We start from the raw sequence: 18,892 nt of genomic DNA on the forward strand, positions 1-18,892 counted from the left end.
CCCGGTACAATAAAAAATGGGGGTAAGGGGGGATTCTATCTTAAATCAGGAAGAATTGCATATCTAGACATAATTTAAGTGAAAATTAACATATCCATTACCACTTATAAGCGATATTGCCATTTTATTTTTATAAATACCACCTTCATGCAATATCCAGGCTAAGGTAAGCAGGGGTGACAACTACACTTCTTTGTCATTCCAGCTTCGGTGCGGAATCTATAATACCTCAGGGCATTTTTAGATACCTACTTTCGCAGGGATGACAACCATTGTCCTATATTTTATTCAAATCTGCAAAAAACTTGATTATTGACTATAACCCGTTCAACAATAATAATTTATTTAGTCTAGACATCTGATGAAACTTAGTCTAATCTCCTTTAATTTAATACTTGATATTATTACTTAAATTAACTTATTATGGATAATCTAAACCAAATATTAGAATCTGCTCAAAGCAGTATAGAGGCAACTCAAACTTTATCAGGATTACAACAAATTAGGGTAGAGTTTCTTGGCAAAAAAAGCTTACTCACTCAAGAAATGAAAAAACTGGGCGATCTTGAACCAAATGATCGCAAAAAGTTAGGTGAGATAGTTAATCTGCTTAAAGAACAGATTAGTAATTTGCTACAATCAAAACAAACTATTTTGGAAGAATTTGAATTAAATAAGCAATTTGCTGAAGAAAAGACAGATTTAACCATTCCAGCTAGACAGCACAAGAAGGGGAGTATTCACCCCATTACCCAAGCTACCGAAGAATTAATTCAAATATTTGCAAAATTTGGGCTAACCATTAAGGATGGTCCAAATATCGAAAATGACTGGTATAATTTTACTGCCCTCAATTTTTATGAAGACCACCCTGCCAGGCAGATGCATGACACTTTCTACCTAAAAGCAAAAGAAGGAGCCGATCCTCTGTTACTACGTACCCACACTTCAACAATACAAATTAGAACCATGCAAAATAATAAACCGCCTTTTAGGTTTATTGCTCCTGGTAGAACTTATAGATCAGATTCCGATATGACGCATACACCAATGTTCCACCAGATTGAAGGTCTAGTACTCGATGAAAATATTAATATGGGGCATTTAAAATACCTTATCACGGAATTTATCAAAGACTTTTTTGAACAAACAAATATTGAAATACGTTTTAGACCAAGTTTTTTCCCATTTACTGAACCATCTGCCGAAGTGGATATTAAGATGCCAGATAGCAATAAATGGCTTGAGGTACTTGGTTGCGGTATGGTTCATCCAAACGTTCTGAAAAATGTTAATATAGATAGTGATCATTATCAAGGGTTTGCTTTTGGGCTAGGTGTTGAACGTTTTGCTATGTTAAAATACGGGATCAAAGATCTTAGACAATTTTTTGAAGGAGATATAAGATGGTTAAAACACTATAATTTCTCTGCTTTTGATATACCAACTCTAGCTGGGGGGTTAACAAGATGAAATTTACTCTATCATGGTTAAAAAAATTCTTAGATACAGATGTTTCTGTTACAGATATTGCCGAGTGCTTGACTATGCTCGGTCTAGAAGTAGAAGAAATCGTAGATAGAAGGGAGGAGCTAAAAGATTTTGAAGTAGCTCACATACTAACTACTAAACCCCATCCTTCGGCGGATAAACTTAAGATATGTCAAGTCCAAACTAATGAAGGAATTTTACAGATAGTTTGCGGAGCAAGTAATGCTAGGGAGAATATTAAAGTAGTATTGGCAAAAATTGGTTGTGAAATTCCAAATGGTAAATTTAAAATTAAAGAATCGGTAATTCGTGGAGAAAAAAGTTGTGGTATGCTATGTTCGGAAGAGGAATTATTACTTGGTACTAATTCAGAAGGTATCATAGAACTGCCGCAAGAGGCTAAAGTAGGCGAGTCACTTATACAATATTATGGGTATAATGATCCTGTCTTTGATATTAATGTTACCCCCAATCGTGGCGATGCTCTTGGCGTCTATGGTATAGCTAGAGATCTTGCTGCTAGTGGTATTGGTACATTTAAAGAACTAGAGATAGCGGAAATTGCCGGAGAATTTAAATCTAGCTTGAGTTTACAAGTAGAAAATAAAGAGGCGTGTCCTTTATTCGGATTTCGAGAAATAAGAAATTTACAAAATAAGCTAAGCCCTGATTGGTTAAAACAATTATTGCAAAATATTGGCGTAAAACCAGTTTCGGCTATAGTAGACGTTACTAACTACATATCATATAGCTTCGGGCAACCAATGCATGCCTATGATAGAAGTAAATTATCAGATAATATCCAAGTTGCAACTCTTAAGGAAAAAACTAAATTTGCAGCTTTAAATGGCAAAGAATATGATTTAGATGCAGGAGATTTGGTAGTTCAAGATGATGGACAAGTACTTGCTCTTGCTGGTATTATAGGAGGAGATAGTAGTAGTTGTGGGCTTGAAACGCAAAATATTCTGCTAGAAGCGGCATGTTTTTCTGCTAAATATATTACTAAAACTGGTAGGCGTCTGCAGATTGATACTGATTCGCGTTATCGTTTTGAACGTAATATTGATCAAAAATTTACCTTAAAAGCCTTAAATATTGCAAGTAAAATGATTTTAGCTATTTGTGGAGGTGAAATTTCTGATATAGTGTATAATGGGGAACTCAACCTTGAGCAAAAATCCCTAAACTTCCCTATCAATTGCCTAGCTAAAATAACCGGTCTAAACCTAAGCAAAACCGAGATTTGTGATATTCTAAAGAAGCTTGGTTTTATTGTAGATATAGTCAATTCAGGAGAATTTGGGGCTAGGAACGATGGAGCGACGCCTATAAGTAATAGGCGAGCGACGAGTGACAACGTCCCCAACTTTTCATCAATTGACTATGTAGGTGATAGTCTCAAACTTACCATACCCTCCTGGCGGCATGACATCACAATTAAAGAAGATATTGTTGAAGAGATTGTTCGTATTTACGGTTATGACAAGTTACAGCCGGTTAAATTACCAGAGATGCAACTAGCAAGGATTGTCCCTAAAGAACAACGAAGAGTTTCTGATATTAAAAGAATTTTAGCTAGTTGCGGGTATGATGAGGTAGTAACAAACTCATTCATGGATAGTGAAATAGCAAAATTATTTGCTCCAATAAAAGAGGAGCTATTTTTGCTAAATCCTATTAATGTTGATAATAATTATATGCGACCTAGCATCATTGCCAAATTACTTAAATTAGTGCAAAAGAATCTAACAAGATCCATTAAAGATATTGCTTTGATGGAATTGGGGCCAATCTTTAACTCTTGCACATCCGATGGCGAATTGATTTTTGCTTCGGCGGTAAGATGTGGACTATATAACGAAAAAGATTGCCATTCTACAGCTCGCCCCGTAGATGTTTTTGACATTAAATCTTACTTAGAAAATGTTTTAAATTATGCAGGTTTACCTATTGATAAGTGCCAATTTGCTCCTGTTGATTTACCTTATTACCATCCGACAAACTCAAACATTATAAAACTTGGTAAGAATGTCATAGCATATTTTGGACAAATTCATCCCTCTATATTAAAATATTTTGATATTGACTGCCAGATATTTGCCTTTGAGATAAATATTGCCAATATACCATTTGCTAAAGCAAAATTTGCTAAAAGAGACGAGTTTATTGTTTCCGACTTCCAACCAACCTTTAGAGACTATGCTTTTGTAGTTGATCTAGAGCAACCGGTTGGCAAGATAATTGCTTATATCAAAAATTCTAATAAAAAAATGATAAAATCAGTTGATCTATTTGATGTTTATTCAGGAGACAAACTACCTTCCGGTAAAAAATCGGTGGCAATTAAAGTGCAATTTCAAGCAGATGATCGGACGTTAAATGAAGCAGACTTAAATTTATTAAATCAGGAAGTTATTGCAACTGCTTACGAGAAATTCCAAGGTAAATTAAGAGAATAAATAAAATTTTTGGTAAAGTAACTTTTTTTAGCCGAATACTTGACTTAGTTGGATTAATAAGGTTATATTGTATAATTGGGTATAAGAGTATAAATTAATTTATGAGCATTGTATGAAAAGTGGTAATGAAGATAATAACGAAGGCTTAGCTGTTGCCAATGAAGCTGTGGATAAGGTGGCTGAAGCTGTAATTGCAGTAAATAATGATTTATCAGCTCTTTCTCCTGCGAAACAAGATTTAGAGCATATAGCTGGAGTTCTAGTTGAGGTGGTGAATATTTTGGAAAAAAGGAACTCACTGCAAAATATAACAGATAACGATATAAAGGGGTTAGAGGAAAAAGCTGAGAGTATTAAAAGTCGTTCATCAATTGGAGCTCAGATAAAGGCATGGTTTGACTCATGGCTTACTCCTCTCATTAACTTTTTAAAATCTCCATTTAGTAAAAAACACCAAGAAAAATTACAGCAAGCAACAGAAGAGTTTGTTAAAGGAGCTGAGGTTATACAAGAACAAGTTGCCAAGGAGCAAGTTGTAGAAAAGCAAATAGCCACAACTATTGCAGCACAAGAAGTCCCGGAACAATCTTCTGTGAGACCAATTCCTAAACCTCGAGCTAAAACAGCCCCGTTAGCAGTACCAGAAGTAACTCACTCTATACAAGATGTTGTGCCAGCACAAGCTGTAGTGAGTAATACTCCAGCTATGCCGCCAACACAGGTAACAACTAGTACTCCAACAGTTATGCCACCACCAGTGCAGGTAACAGTTAATAATGTTCTAGCTGTTCCACCGCCCCCACCGCCACCGCCACCGCCACCACCACCGCCTAATCTTAATACAAAAGTGACACCGGTAGCAAATGTCGATATGGCAAATCATTTGGCAGCCATAAGAGAAGGGATTAAGTTAAAGAGTGCAGCAGATCGACCATTAGAGGAAATAGCTGTAGGTTCAACAAGCAATAGTTTGATGGGTGAATTGGGAAAAAGGCTTGCAGCACGGAGAGGAGCTGGTGAAGTTCAAGGTGGCAAAGAACTACCTAAAGCATGGCTTGCAGACCAAGCTAGATTTGAAGAGGCTAGAAAAGAAGAAGCAGTACGCCAGGCTAAACAAGATGTAATAGATGCTCCAAGAATAGCAGCGGCACTAAAAGCCGAAGCAGAAAAGCAAGCAGCAAGTGCAAAACCTGCTCCTCCTAAAGTTGAGTTTAATGATGTTGGAGTTCCAATACCACCACCTCCTCCCCCTCCCCCACCTATACCTGGACTTCCTGGTATTCAGTCGCCTAAACCAGTAGTAAAATCCCCAACCGTAGAACCAAAGGGACAAGCAAAGCCTATTCAATTTGCTGTTGATAAGGATGACATCATGAAAGCGGGACAAGGGTTAAGGAAAGTTACAATTAAGGAAGATTCTACCCATAAAAAACCAATAGAAACCCCTGTGATAAATTTTAAAACAAACCTTAAACCAAGAGGACCCAGCGGCGGTAGGGGGTAAGTATAGTTAATTGATGAGAAGTTGGGGACGTCGTCGCTCGTCGTTCCTAGCCCCAAATTCTAATTGACTATATAAGTAATGGGTAAGCATTGAGTGACGACATCACCAACTTCTCATCAATTGACTATATAAGGTAGGACTATCTTATTAGGAGCTTTATTACTATAACTAATTCCATAACCTTTTTGGCACCACTCTTTAACCAGATTAAACTTATGATTAAAAATTTTATCTATCTTTGATAATAGTTGATATCTTCCATCATAATATACTGTAGGGTCTATACCTCTAAATTTTGGTTTAATGTTTATTTGCCCTTTGCCAAATTCCACTATTGAAAATGTTCTAACTTTATGAGAATATTCCTTAAATAATTTTCGTAACTTAACATCTTTACTCATTTGAAGCTTTGTTAAAACTTGCTTATCTATACCAAAATGTAATTCATCTTTAGTGATAAGATTTATATCTACAGCACGTTTTAATATCTTAACGAAGCAGTCATATACTACAGCATTCCATTCGCCACCCCAAAATTCCCAAGTAAAATCTAAAGAAAGCATAGCAAATTGTTTAGCAAGCACAGGATCTGTAAAGAACCATGTATTATGTTTAAATTGTAAATTTTCGACCATTTCCTTTGCTTCAATTTCTGAAATTTTTTTAAGAATAACTCCTGTGTGAATATTATATTGTATTCGATCTGCACAAAGTGAAGGCAAGGGGGATTCTAATTCTACGTATTTGGGATTATCAGGGTCTAGTTCACTAATAGAAATGTTATATTTACTGATAATTTTTTCAATATCCATTTTCTTTAGAAACCATAAATGGATAGTATCCTGATAAGAACGTCTGCTGTTTGGTTGATAAAATAAATTATCTCCTAAATGAGAAAAAACAGTATGAGAAACATCATGTAACAAGCCGGCTATTTGTTCAATTTTTGGCACTCCTGCTTTTTGTAATAAAACAAATACTCCTATACTGTGATCATAGCGACTAAAAAATGGCATTAATTCCAAATAAGGGGGTGGACCAGATTGATCAATTTCTTTTATTCTTTGCATAGCTTTGCTTTGTATTAATTCCTCTATTATCGGATCATTAACTATAAAATCACCCCATACTGTATGAAGAACTTGTTCAGCATAGGAAGATAAACAAATAATATAATTTATTATAATAACCTCAGTTTGATGTAAGAGGAAGGTTGAGATTGTTTAATTTTCCAAAAGCTACAGAAATTTTATTAGGCTTAAAAACATAGGCAAGCAGTCCAGATAATACGTTAGTTTGAAAATTCATAACAGATCTATGCCTTGTATGGTCTATATGACAAAGGTTTTTTAGTTGATCGTTAATGGTTTCAATAATATACCTTTTATTTAAAAACCGCTTTTTAATAGGATCTATTATTCTTTCTTTCATATTACTTTTAATTTTTGTTATTAGTTCTAAACCTTGATTAGCAAGGGATTGAGTGAGTTTTTTACTGATATACCCACGATCACCAAAAAGCCAGCCTTATAATTTATCTACTAAATTTTCCACCACTGCTCTATCATCAACATTTCCTGGAGTTAAAGAAAAACTCATAATCTCTCCGCAACTGTTAATGACAATATGTAGCTTACAACCAAAGAACCACCCAGTGGAAGTCTTACCTCTTTTTGCTCATAGCAATTATCTTTTATCTAAATTTTCAAAAAAATATTTATCTAAATAATAAAACAACGTTTTTGTTGAATAAGTTTATGGCAAACTTCAAGTAGCTTACGCATACAAGCAACTATCGCAACTTTCTTAGGTTTAAAATTATTAACAAGCCTATTGTATAAAGTTTTTAAATATTGAAAACCATTTTTGCCAGTTAATACCGCCATGTATAAAGCATCCCGTGGTATTTTTCTGCCTCCCCTAATAAATCTTCGTCCTTGCTTATTACCACTATCACGGGCGTACGGAGCTATCCCCACAATTGCTGACAATTCATTACTACTATAATTTTTATCCCCTAATTCAGGTACAAAACTAATTAGTTTTGTAGCCAAACATTTACCAATACCAGGTACAGTCTCTAATATTTTTACCTTCTCTTTTAACTCTTCTGACTCATCTATTGTTTTGTTTAACTTCTTATCAAGCTCAGCCATTTCATTTTGTAAGAATTTAATGTGTTTTTCTATACTATCTTTATCAATACCATCAATACTATGATGTAGTCTTTTCTTTTCATTGCTAAGCATTAATACTAAATCTTCTCGTCTTTGCTTATATCTCTTCAAATTCTCTGATTCAACTTGATATATATAATTCGCTGAAAGCTGCATCTTATCACCATAATATGCTAATTTAAATGCATCCTTCCTATCAGTTTTACACAAATTTACCGATTTACTAAAAGAATTAAAACTATATGTATTGACCTTATGTATTTGTTGCTTATTATTATACAGCTTTTGACAAATCTCAGCTTCGTATCCTCCAGTGGGTTCACATATTATTAGCTTAATCTCTTGCTCTTTTGCTAATTTAATCACCTCTTCATGACCAGCTGCATCATTGGCAAAACGATGATATTTAGGTTTATCGCTTGTATTATATACACATATATCAAGCCATTGTTTACTTACATCTAGACCTATTATTTTACTCATGATATAATCTCCTTCGTCTTATTGTGCAAGGCTGCTACTTCCAACACCTTCTGCAATTTGTTCAAAGCAAACTTTGTAAGAGGGTACTTATTCTATGCTCGATTATCTCAATCAAGTACCCCTCAAATCACCCTCTTACCATTACTTATATCATAATTTAAAGATATAAGTATCCCACAGATTTTACAGGAGGGTTAAAATAATAAATTGAATAAGTGACTGAGAGTATAGTACCCTACAATTTTGAGAAGATGAAGAAGAATGGTTGATTTAGAGTGGTGTGAAGTAGTATAAGGTAGGTATTTTTATAACAAAATGCATAATATAATACTTCAAGAATTGATTTTATATATAGACGGAAATAAATCAAGATTAAAATGTTTGGTTGGTATGGTAATTAGTTTGCTGACGGGCAGCTCAATTTATCAAAAAGGTTTAGCACTTGGTATTTTAGGTGATGCTAAAGCGACGTCAAAAACTCATAGAATTTATCGTTTTTTAAAAGATTTTAATTTTGATTATATGAAGGTTGGCTATTTGCTATTAAGCTTTTTTGCTTCAAAAAATTATGTCGTAGCAATGGATAGGACAAGTTGGAAATTTGGTAAATCCGATATTAATATTTTATTTTTAGTAATGGTAATTGGTAAAATATCGGTGCCAATATTCTGGAAGACTTTGTCGCATGGTGGCGGGTGTTCTGCAGAATTTATGAAGGAATTTTTACAGAAATTTATTAATAATTTTGGCGTTGAAAGACTCAATAACTAACCAGCTGAAGCTGGTAGGTTGAAGTTGCGACTAGAAGTCACGGATTTACTCTAAAGAGATATTCATTACATTATTAGGCTGATGTGCATCTGAATGATTGTTAATGTAGTTATTGATTATATCATCAGTGACATTACCACTGGTTGAGCTAAAGAAGCCCCTAGCCCAAAAGTGGCGTCCCCAGTAAGTTTTTCTAATTTCAGGAAATTCTTGCTGAATTTTATATGATGAACGTCCTTTAGCTGCTTTAACAAACTGACTAATGGATATATGAGGTGGAATTTCAGCCATAATATGGACATGATCGGCAGATAATATTCCATTGATGATTTTGATACCAAGATATTCTGCTACCTGAGCAATAATTTCTCTAATTCTAATCCTGAGGTTACCTGTGAGTACTTTGTATCGATACTTAGTAATCCAAACGATATGGAAGCGGTGGTAAAATACGGTGTGGCTAGACTTACTATAATCAGTCATATATATTATTCTCTATTCAGAGAATAATATATATGATAACATTAGTAAATTGAAATATTTTAGAACAAGGACTGAAGTCTTTTCCGGCTGAAGCCGGAGGTTTTAACCAAATTTTGGGACAATAAAATATTTGCTTGCTGATAGAGAATTTATGAATAAAGAATGGTTAGACTTTCTGATAAATAACCATCTAAAGTTTGTTATTCCATTAAAAATGGATCATAAAATTCGTCTTACAAAAGGTTTAAGAACTTTAACCATTGAAAGAATATTTAGTGATGTTAAAGCCTTAGAGTATAGGGCTTGTAGTGGTATATTATGGAATAGAAAGGTTAATTTTACCGCATATAGAAATGATAAGAGCGAGCTGATGGTTCTGGTGTCTTCAATTGAAATAGAGCAAGATATTTTTGCTTTATATAAATTTCGTTGGAGTGTTGAACGACTATTTTTGCACCTAAAAAGCGGTGGTTTTGATATTGAAAAAAGTCACATTGTAAAATTGGATAGATTTGAAAAATTATTAGTGATAACTGCTATTGCTTCAGCTTTAATAGTCAAAAATGGAATAATACAAAATGCCTTAAATCCCATCCGAATAAAACGGTACAAAACCATTGAAAGACAATTGTTTTCATTATTTACCTATGGCTTTGATCATATCAAAAATGCTTTTTATCAATCTACAACAGCCATAACGCAGCTAATATCCACATTATTAATACCTCCCAAACAAAAACTTTTTTCTATCCTAATACCATCTTTACAAAAATTGTAGGGTACTTATATCTTTAAATTATGATATAAGTAATGGTAAGAGGGTGATTTGAGGGGTACTTGATTGAGATAATCGAGCATAGAATAAGTACCCTCTTACAAAGTTTGCTTTGAACAAATTGCAGAAGGTGTTGGAAGTAGCAGCCTTGCACAATAAGACGAAGGAGATTATATCATGAGTAAAATAATAGGTCTAGATGTAAGTAAACAATGGCTTGATATATGTGTATATAATACAAGCGATAAACCTAAATATCATCGTTTTGCCAATGATGCAGCTGGTCATGAAGAGGTGATTAAATTAGCAAAAGAGCAAGAGATTAAGCTAATAATATGTGAACCCACTGGAGGATACGAAGCTGAGATTTGTCAAAAGCTGTATAATAATAAGCAACAAATACATAAGGTCAATACATATAGTTTTAATTCTTTTAGTAAATCGGTAAATTTGTGTAAAACTGATAGGAAGGATGCATTTAAATTAGCATATTATAGTGATAAGATGCAGCTTTCAGCGAATTATATATATCAAGTTGAATCAGAGAATTTGAAGAGATATCAGCAAAGACGAGAAGATTTAGTATTAATGCTTAGCAATGAAAAGAAAAGACTACATCATAGTATTGATGGTATTGATAAAGATAGTATAGAAAAACACATTAAATTCTTACAAAATGAAATAGCTGAGCTTGATAAGAAGTTAAACAAAACAATAGATGAGTCAGAAGAGTTAAAAGAGAAGGTAAAAATATTAGAGACTGTACCTGGTATTGGTAAATGTTTGGCTACAAAACTAATTAGTTTTGTACCTGAATTAGGGGATAAAAATTATAGTAGTAATGAATTGTCAGCAATTGTGGGGATAGCTCCGTACGCCCGTGATAGTGGTAATAAGCAAGGACGAAGATTTATTAGGGGAGGCAGAAAAATACCACGGGATGCTTTATACATGGCGGTATTAACTGGCAAAAATGGTTTTCAATATTTAAAAACTTTATACAATAGGCTTGTTAATAATTTTAAACCTAAGAAAGTTGCGATAGTTGCTTGTATGCGTAAGCTACTTGAAGTTTGCCATAAACTTATTCAACAAAAACGTTGTTTTATTATTTAGATAAATATTTTTTTGAAAATTTAGATAAAAGATAATTGCTATGAAAAAACTCACTCAATCCCTTGCTAATCAAGGTTTAGAACTAATAACAAAAATTAAAAGTAATATGAAAGAAAGAATAATAGATCCTATTAAAAAGCGGTTTTTAAATAAAAGGTATATTATTGAAACCATTAACGATCAACTAAAAAACCTTTGTCATATAGACCATACAAGGCATAGATCTGTTATGAATTTTCAAACTAACGTATTATCTGGACTGCTTGCCTATGTTTTTAAGCCTAATAAAATTTCTGTAGCTTTTGGAAAATTAAACAATCTCAACCTTCCTCTTACATCAAACTGAGGTTATAATAGTAATAATCTCTGAGAGTCCTATACTGCAAACTACTTTACGCTTACGGTTAGGATTTGGTAATATATATTTATTTTGCTCCGTATCAAAATGCTTGCAAAAATCATCAATTAAGCAGAAAATCTCCGTAAGAGGGATCATAATATATTCTCCAATTTTGTTGTTATTATTCGAGAACTTTATAATCCCTCCCTTCTTACTTTTCAAATATTCTTTCTCCTAACACACTAGTTTGAAAGAAGGTTTTATTTTTACCATAGCTCACCACCAACAGTTTGTTTATGTTATTACATAATGCTTAGCATTTTGTTTGGTGCTTACGTCAAACTCAGGTTATAATAGCAAAAATTATTCTGTGTATCACAATTTACCTTTTATAATTATAAAAGGAGTCATTATCAAAATAATATCATTACTTGTCAAGATTCTTACCATAAGCATAAACAGCTTCTATGAAAAATTTTGTTGACAAAATTGAGGAAGGTAGTACTATTGCTGTTTTTAATTTAAGATAGCAGAAATTTGAAAGTTGATTTACCACTTTTAAAGTTTTTGTTAAATAATATCAAAGGATAAATTTTATATGAAAGTTGTAAGTTCGTTAAAATCTCTAAAGAAAAGAGATAAAGATTGCCAGGTTGTAAAAAGAAAAGGTAAAATTCTTGTAATAAACAAGAAAATTAAAAGGTTTAAAGCTAAGCAAGGTTAGAGGTTTTATAGTTGCTGATTAAGGTTTTTGGCAATCTAGCTTCACAAAAAATTCTGTATATGGAGATTAAGGTAATTATGAAAAATATTATGGTTTTAATTATGACAATAATGCTATCATCTTGTGGTAGTACGTCAAGTTTACGCAGCACTAAAGAATCAGCTAAATTACCTGATTTTAGTAGATATAACTACGTAATTGTTAAGGATTTTAAGGATGGTAGTAGTAAGTCCTCGGATGATCCGCATATCATATCAGAAGGTAAGAAGTTTGCTGATATTATAGCAAGCTCAATTAAATCTACTAAGCTATTCGATAAAGTTGAACGGAATACTGATTCTACAGATACTGCTATAGTTATTGAGGGAAAAATTACCAAATATAATGAAGGTAATGTTGTTGCTCGTACATTAGTCGGATTCGCTGGAAGATCTTATTTTGATGCAGAAATTAATATAAGGGATAATGAAACAAACCAATTATTAGGTAATATAGATGTTAATAAAAGGAGTTGGGCATTAGCCTGAATATTGCATGAAAGAATAGAGACAAAACCCTTGTAATACTATATAATATCAGTGTTAAAAGAAGATTACATAGAGGGTTTTGCCATGACAAATTGTACAGGATTAATTTACCAATCGAAAGTAAAAAATCGTCAAATAGAAATAAATTTCACAGGAGGTAATATTAGTAGCGATGGAGGTGTATTATTGCTAAGAGAAGCAGATAAAAGACTTGGTCTAACTAATGAACTGGCTAAGATTTTTCCTGATAAGCGAGATTCTGATAAAATTACTCATACTATTTTAACAATGCTCAAACAGCGTATTTATGGTATTGCTCTTGGTTATGAAGATTTAAATGATCACGATAATTTAAGAAAATGTCCAGCTTTGCAAACAAGTATAGACACACTGGACGATATGGCTAGTAGCTCTACTTTATGCCGTTTAGAAAATAAAGCAGATCGTGGATTTGCTCTTAAAGCTCATAAGGTGATGATTGACAAGTTTGTCGAATCTCATAAAACCGTGCCGAAACAATTAATACTTGATTTTGATGCCACTGATGATGAAATTTATGGCAATCAAGAGGGGAAGTTTTATCATGGATATTATCGTCATAATTGCTTTCTACCTTTATATGTTTTTTGTGGAAAAAAGCTGTTAGTAAGCAATCTTCGCAGCTCAAAGCTAGAACAAGCAAAGCATAGCTGGGCAATATTATCTCTATTAGTCAAGCGTTTTTGTCAATCGTGGCCTGAAGTAGAGATTATTTTTCGTGGTGATGGTGGATTTTGTCGTCATCAGATGCTGGATTGGTGTGATGAAAATAATGTAAAATATATAGTCGGAATAGCCCAAAATACTAGACTCAACAAGCTGCTTGAGCCATTGATGCAACAATCTAACGAAGCCTTCACAATTAGCAAAGAGAAGCAACGCTTTTTTAGTGAATTTAAATATAAAGCTGATAGCTGGAGTCGTCATCGTAAGATAGTTGGTAAAGCAGAAGTAACTAGCCTTGGTGAGAATCCAAGATATATAGTAACTAATTTAGCAGGTAAGCCAGAAGATTTATATGATAAAAATTACTGTGCACGTGGAGATATGGAAAATCGTATAAAAGAGCAACAGTTAGAGCTATTTGCCGATCGCACTTCATGCCATAAATGGTGGGCTAATCAACTCAGACTAATTTTGTCAAGCCTTGCCTATACATTAGTAGAATATATACATGATAAGTTTTTACAAGGTACTGAATTAGCTAAAGCCTTGGTAGGAACGGTGCGTTTAAAATTGTTCAAAATTGGAGCAGTAATTATTAGAAATACTAGGAGCATTAAATTCTTGTTGTCTTCATCTTATCCTTACCAACATATATGGGATAGTGTTATGAAAAAATTAGCTATAGAATAAGCTAATATGGTACTGTCCCCGGTACAATAAAAAATGGGGGTAAGGGGGGATTCTATCTTAAATCAGGAAGAATTGCATATCTAGACATAATTTAAGTGAAAATTAACATATCCATGACCACTTATAAGCGATATTGCCATTTTATTTTTATAAATACCACCTTCATGCAATATCCAGGTTAGGCGGAATAATTGCAGGTACGCAAGATGTTAACTCCCATATGAATGATGCTGCTTCTAAAATTGCTAATGAGTGTGCAATTGCTACAAAAAGGAAAAACAAATCTTAGGTTGCTATGCATTACTCTTTAATGTGGAAATTTATAGGAGTTGTTATCACAACTGTCGAAAGTTAGAAGAGGAAGCGGTTTTATAGGTCATCACGGCAGTTTAACAAGTTGTAAAAAAATAACCGGCGTCATTGCGAAGAGGCGTGAGACGACGAAGCAATCCATTTTTGATTGCTTTTATGGATTGCTTCGTCGACCTACAGTTTTACTCAAAATGACGTTAACCATATATGGTTTACGGGTTTCGAGGACAAAAACAACAACAAAATTGCCCTTTAATTTAATTTTAGATGGAGGATCTTATGCAAAATACTAATTTGATAATCGTTGCAGTAGGTCTACTTGTAGTATTTATTATATTCTTTGTTTATAAGAAGAGCAAGAATGCGTCTGTTAGTATGTTTATCAAGGATACTAATAATGCACAAGAGCTTAATGCACCATTTAATAAAGCAGATAATACCAAAAAGCTAACTCTAAAAGAAAAGGTTGAGCTATCGTGGAAGTTCTTATATGAAATTACAGAATCAATTGTTAATAAATTTTCTAAAGAGGATGTAGAATTAGTAAATCATCTTGGTCACACATTGTTAAATAACGGTATGAAGTATGAGCATGTAGTAGACCTTGGTATTAAGCAACAAGTTACATCAAGAGCTGCAAATATTGAACAACAAGCCCATTCTCAGTCTCAGAAATCTTTGGGTAAATAAGCACTAATAACGGTATTTTTGACAGCAAGATTAATTGTGAGCGTTCAGGGAAAAAAAGTTAAAGTACAAGATGTTTATTAGCGAGAAGGCGTAAGCCTAGAAGCAATTTAACCTCACAACCGTCATTGCGAGGAGACCGTAAGGTAGACGAAGCAATCCAAGAATAATAGATTGCCACGACCACTACGTGGTCTCGCAATGACGCTTGGCGATCAGATTTTTTATTCATCATAAGAAAAAACCGTGAACACTCAGATAGTTAAGTCTAACGAACCTAAGAGCAAAATCAAACCGACATAATTGTTATTTTTAAATCTAGTAAGACAGTTTTGTGAGTCTGAAATTTCTAATGTTATTACCTGCCAAATCAGCATCATATAAGCACAAAGGATAGCTATATAGTTAAGGTGATGAGATGCTATAATTTTAGCAATTATGAATAATATTATGAAAATGGTATAATAAACATATAGATGCAGTTTATAGTTTTTCTTTTCTAAAAATAATGGCATTGATTTGAGATTAATCTTTTTATCGTACTCTATGTCCATAAAGCCATAAATAATGTCATAACCAATAGTCCAAAAACAGCAGGCAATATACATAATAACAGCTTCTAGTGATATTTTATCAATTACTGCACTATTACCAATCAAGACTCCATTAAATGTTAGCCCTAGAAATATTTGTGGGAAAAAAGTAATTCTCTTCATTAGTGGATATAAAATGATCATGATGCAGGAGAAAAACCCTAAGTAAATGGCTGTTTTATTTAATGATAATAAAATGGCTAAGGAAATAATTGATAATATAATTAACAAAATCATCGCGTCACTTACTTTCAATGAGCCATTAGCCAAAGGTCTATTTTTTGTTCGTAACACATATTTATCAAAATCTTTGTCAAAAATATCGTTAAGAACGCTACCAGCTCCTCTGGTAACGACACTTCCGATAAAGAATAATAGTAATAATTTTACTAAATTATATATTGTAATATTGGTAAGAAGTACCCCAAAGCATGCTGAGAAAAATACTAATAGATAGCCAGTAGGATTTTGCAGCCTCATTAAACTGAGACTTAGGAAAAATTTATTTGGCATTACTATTAATTATGATATATCTTGGTTTAATTTAATTATAATAGTCTTATTATGACAGAATTTCCAAAAGATTATAGCTTTAGTGAAAGCGAAAGAAAATGGCAAAAATTTTGGCAAGAACAAAAAATTTATCTTTGGGATAAAAATGAAACAAGGGAAAATAGTTTTGTAGTAGATACTCCACCACCAACAGTCTCAGGGCAACTGCATATAGGACATGTTTATAGTTATACCCAGGCTGATTTTATAGTTCGTTTCAAACGGATGTTAGGTAAAAATATTTTTTATCCAATCGGTTTTGATGATAATGGTTTACCTACCGAACGTTTAGTTGAAAAACAAAAGCAGATAAAAGCAGCAAGTATGGCAAGAGAGCAATTTATTGAAATATGTAAAGAAGTTGTTATTTCTGAAGAAGAAAAATTTCGCTCATTATTTAATCAAATGGCTTTATCGGTTGATTGGAATTTGGAATATCAGACAATTAATCCATTATCACAAAAAATATCACAAATGTCATTTTTAGACTTAGTCAATAAAGGGGAAGTTTACCGCAATAATCAACCAATATTGTGGGATCCAGTTGATCAAACGGCTTTAGCACAAGCTGATATCGAAGACCAAGAAAAAACTTCAATGATGAATGATGTAATTTTTCAGACCAGTAAGGGTGAGAGGATTATTATTGCTACTACTAGACCAGAATTGTTAGCAGCTTGCGTTGCGGTATTTTATAACCCAAATGATGATAGATACAAACATTTGCAAGGTCAATTTGCCCTAACACCGCTATTTGATGTTAAAGTACCTATTTTAGCAGATGATTTAGTTCAAATAGATAAAGGAACCGGGCTTGTTATGTGTTGTACTTTTGGTGACGTAACCGATATAACTTGGTGGAGAGTTCATAATTTACCTATAAAAATTATTATAGATAAAAAAGGTATCATAGATTTATCAGACGAATTATCAAATTCATCTTCTTATAATCAGATAAATGGCTTAAAAATAAAAGATGCTAGAAGTAAAATTATAGAAATCTTAAAAGAGAAAAATTTATTAGTTAAACAAGTAGAAATTACTCAGACAGTAAAATGTGCTGAACGTTCAGGGGCTCCACTAGAGATACTTACCATACCGCAATGGTTTGTTCACACGATAAAACATAAAGATGTTTTAATGCAACGAGCGAATGAAATTAACTGGCACCCCAAAAATATGAAAATTAGGCTTGAGAACTGGATAAATGGTCTATCATGGGATTGGTGTATAAGTCGTCAACGCTATTTTGGCGTGCCATTCCCTGTTTGGTATTCTAAACGAGTTGGAGAAGTAGGCAAAGCTATATTTCCAGATATAACACAACTGCCAGTAGACCCAACCAAAGATTTACCAATTGGCTATTCGCGAGAAGAGGTAGAGCCAGATTATGATGTTATGGATACTTGGGCTACTAGTGCAATCTCACCGCAATTAAGTAGTTACGGTATATCTGAAAAGTTTAACGTAGATGCTGAGCGTCACCACAAATTATTTCCAGCTGATTTGCGTCCGCAAGCTCATGAAATTATTAGAACATGGGCTTTTTACACAATACTTAAAGCCCAATTGCATGAAAATACCCTACCTTGGAAAAACATTATGATTAGTGGGTGGTGCCTTGCATTTGATCGTAGCAAAATGTCAAAATCTAAAGGGAATATTATTGTACCACAAAAATTACTTGAGCAATATGGGGCTGATGTAATGCGTTATTGGACTTCTAAATCTAGGCTTGGAGCGGATACTGTTTACTCTGAAGAGGTAATGAAAAATGGGAAGAGACTTGTTAATAAATTATGGAATGCTTGCAAATTTGCGGCTATTCATTTTGACAAATTAGATACATTAGATAAAAATGTCCAAATTCCTGATATAGAAAGCAAAATTTGTCACAAGTTTGACCAATGGTTAATAGTAAAACTAGTTGAGTTAGTAGATAAAGTTGAATCAGATATGCACAATTATGAATATACCGATGCTATGGAGTTAATAGAAAAGTTTTTTTGGTCAGTATTTTGTGATAATTATCTTGAAATCACTAAGACCCGAGCTTATAACATGGATGGCTCAGATAATAGAGGGCAGTATAGTGCTATAATCACTTTATATTATTCGATAAAAATTTTACTCAAATTATTAGCTCCTTTCTTACCGCATATAACAGAAGAAATTTGGCAAATATTATATAGTACAAAATCTATCCATAGTCGAGGTAATTGGTCTCAAATCAAAAATTTCTCTTTCCCGGTAGATCAAATTCAGCCTGATAGGCTTATTAAAGTACTAGATTTGGTTAGAAAAGCTAAAGCAGAAAAGAATTTGTCAGTTAAATCTGATATTAAGGTACTAGAAATTATAGGAGAAAAACTTCCTAATGACTTAACGATAGACCTTAAAAATGTTACATCTTCTCATAAAATAGAATTTGTTGAGGAATTTTCATCAACAAATCAAGTTTTAAAGAATGATGAAGTTGTAGTTAATATAATATACTGAC

General features: G+C 33.2%; 15 protein-coding genes and 4 pseudogenes. 13 read left to right on the top strand and 6 right to left on the bottom strand.

From position 1 onward, the window contains the following. Positions 1 to 423 precede the first annotated feature (423 nt). From pheS to NBW66_RS00380, 4 genes and pseudogenes are all read left to right on the top strand, one after another. Positions 424 to 1,473 (top strand): phenylalanine--tRNA ligase subunit alpha, encoded by a 1,050-nt coding sequence (gene pheS, locus NBW66_RS00370; RefSeq protein ID WP_250311413.1) that lies wholly within the window; start codon positions 424 to 426, stop codon positions 1,471 to 1,473. After that, positions 1,470 to 2,777, top strand: a pseudogene (pheT, locus tag NBW66_RS14800) (phenylalanine--tRNA ligase subunit beta); the annotation flags it as partial. The gene pheS and the pseudogene pheT, both read left to right, overlap by 4 nt. A gap of 93 nt (positions 2,778 to 2,870) precedes the next feature. After that, complete coding sequence (locus NBW66_RS14805) at positions 2,871 to 3,953, top strand: phenylalanine--tRNA ligase subunit beta-related protein (protein WP_410525841.1); 1,083 nt, start codon at positions 2,871 to 2,873, stop codon at positions 3,951 to 3,953. 112 nt (positions 3,954 to 4,065) lie between these two features. Next, positions 4,066 to 5,457 (top strand): hypothetical protein, encoded by a 1,392-nt coding sequence (locus NBW66_RS00380; protein WP_250311415.1) that lies wholly within the window; start codon positions 4,066 to 4,068, stop codon positions 5,455 to 5,457. A gap of 116 nt (positions 5,458 to 5,573) precedes the next feature. On the opposite strand, the gene NBW66_RS00385 is transcribed toward NBW66_RS00380, so the two are convergent. From NBW66_RS00385 to NBW66_RS00395, 3 genes and pseudogenes are all read right to left on the bottom strand, one after another. Beyond that, complete coding sequence (locus NBW66_RS00385) at positions 5,574 to 6,527, bottom strand: HD domain-containing protein (RefSeq protein WP_250311416.1); 954 nt, start codon at positions 6,525 to 6,527, stop codon at positions 5,574 to 5,576. Positions 6,528 to 6,648: 121 nt separating this feature from the next. Then, positions 6,649 to 7,134 (bottom strand): annotated as a pseudogene (locus NBW66_RS00390) (IS982 family transposase); the annotation flags it as partial. Positions 7,135 to 7,178: 44 nt separating this feature from the next. Further along, a complete protein-coding gene (locus NBW66_RS00395) occupies positions 7,179 to 8,117 on the bottom strand; it encodes an IS110 family RNA-guided transposase (RefSeq protein WP_250311417.1) in 939 nt (312 codons plus the stop codon). 315 nt (positions 8,118 to 8,432) lie between these two features. On the opposite strand from NBW66_RS00395, the gene NBW66_RS00400 reads away from it, so the two are divergent. After that, positions 8,433 to 8,888 (top strand): hypothetical protein, encoded by a 456-nt coding sequence (locus NBW66_RS00400; protein ID WP_250311016.1) that lies wholly within the window; start codon positions 8,433 to 8,435, stop codon positions 8,886 to 8,888. A 45-nt stretch (positions 8,889 to 8,933) separates the two neighbouring features. Here NBW66_RS00400 and tnpA read toward each other — a convergent pair whose 3' ends face one another. Beyond that, entirely contained in the window at positions 8,934 to 9,371 is a 438-nt protein-coding gene (gene tnpA, locus NBW66_RS00405) for an IS200/IS605 family transposase (protein ID WP_250310592.1), read from the bottom strand. Positions 9,372 to 9,501: 130 nt separating this feature from the next. On the opposite strand from tnpA, the gene NBW66_RS00410 reads away from it, so the two are divergent. From NBW66_RS00410 to NBW66_RS00420, 3 genes and pseudogenes are all read left to right on the top strand, one after another. After that, positions 9,502 to 10,149: a transposase gene (locus NBW66_RS00410; RefSeq protein WP_284346684.1), complete on the top strand. Its 648-nt coding sequence runs from the start codon at positions 9,502 to 9,504 to the stop codon at positions 10,147 to 10,149. A gap of 174 nt (positions 10,150 to 10,323) precedes the next feature. Beyond that, positions 10,324 to 11,262 carry an IS110 family RNA-guided transposase gene (locus NBW66_RS00415; RefSeq protein ID WP_250311418.1) on the top strand — a complete coding sequence of 313 codons (939 nt, stop codon included), beginning with the start codon at positions 10,324 to 10,326 and terminating at the stop codon, positions 11,260 to 11,262. 43 nt (positions 11,263 to 11,305) lie between these two features. Then, a pseudogene (locus tag NBW66_RS00420) lies at positions 11,306 to 11,608 on the top strand (transposase); the annotation flags it as partial. A gap of 3 nt (positions 11,609 to 11,611) precedes the next feature. Here the strand turns inward: NBW66_RS00420 and NBW66_RS00425 are convergent. Further along, a pseudogene (locus NBW66_RS00425) lies at positions 11,612 to 11,758 on the bottom strand (IS982 family transposase); the annotation flags it as partial. 442 nt (positions 11,759 to 12,200) lie between these two features. On the opposite strand from NBW66_RS00425, the gene ykgO reads away from it, so the two are divergent. The 4 genes from ykgO (at position 12,201) to NBW66_RS00445 (ending at position 15,250) form a co-directional block, all read left to right on the top strand. Further along, complete coding sequence (ykgO, locus tag NBW66_RS00430) at positions 12,201 to 12,326, top strand: type B 50S ribosomal protein L36 (protein ID WP_094648811.1); 126 nt, start codon at positions 12,201 to 12,203, stop codon at positions 12,324 to 12,326. Between the two features lie 77 nt (positions 12,327 to 12,403). Further along, positions 12,404 to 12,853 (top strand): DUF4410 domain-containing protein, encoded by a 450-nt coding sequence (locus NBW66_RS00435; RefSeq protein WP_250311421.1) that lies wholly within the window; start codon positions 12,404 to 12,406, stop codon positions 12,851 to 12,853. A gap of 84 nt (positions 12,854 to 12,937) precedes the next feature. Beyond that, a complete protein-coding gene (locus NBW66_RS00440) occupies positions 12,938 to 14,248 on the top strand; it encodes an IS1380 family transposase (protein WP_250312218.1) in 1,311 nt (436 codons plus the stop codon). 591 nt (positions 14,249 to 14,839) lie between these two features. Further along, complete coding sequence (locus NBW66_RS00445) at positions 14,840 to 15,250, top strand: DUF2660 domain-containing protein (RefSeq protein WP_250311422.1); 411 nt, start codon at positions 14,840 to 14,842, stop codon at positions 15,248 to 15,250. A 251-nt stretch (positions 15,251 to 15,501) separates the two neighbouring features. Here NBW66_RS00445 and ubiA read toward each other — a convergent pair whose 3' ends face one another. Next, complete coding sequence (gene ubiA, locus NBW66_RS00450; RefSeq protein WP_250312219.1) at positions 15,502 to 16,359, bottom strand: 4-hydroxybenzoate octaprenyltransferase; 858 nt, start codon at positions 16,357 to 16,359, stop codon at positions 15,502 to 15,504. A 45-nt stretch (positions 16,360 to 16,404) separates the two neighbouring features. On the opposite strand from ubiA, the gene NBW66_RS00455 reads away from it, so the two are divergent. Beyond that, a complete protein-coding gene (locus tag NBW66_RS00455) occupies positions 16,405 to 18,891 on the top strand; it encodes a valine--tRNA ligase (RefSeq protein ID WP_250311423.1) in 2,487 nt (828 codons plus the stop codon). Position 18,892 lies beyond the last annotated feature (1 nt).

The sequence above is a fragment of the Rickettsia endosymbiont of Oedothorax gibbosus genome (genome assembly GCF_936269705.1).
Taxonomy (GTDB): Bacteria; Pseudomonadota; Alphaproteobacteria; order Rickettsiales; family Rickettsiaceae; genus Tisiphia.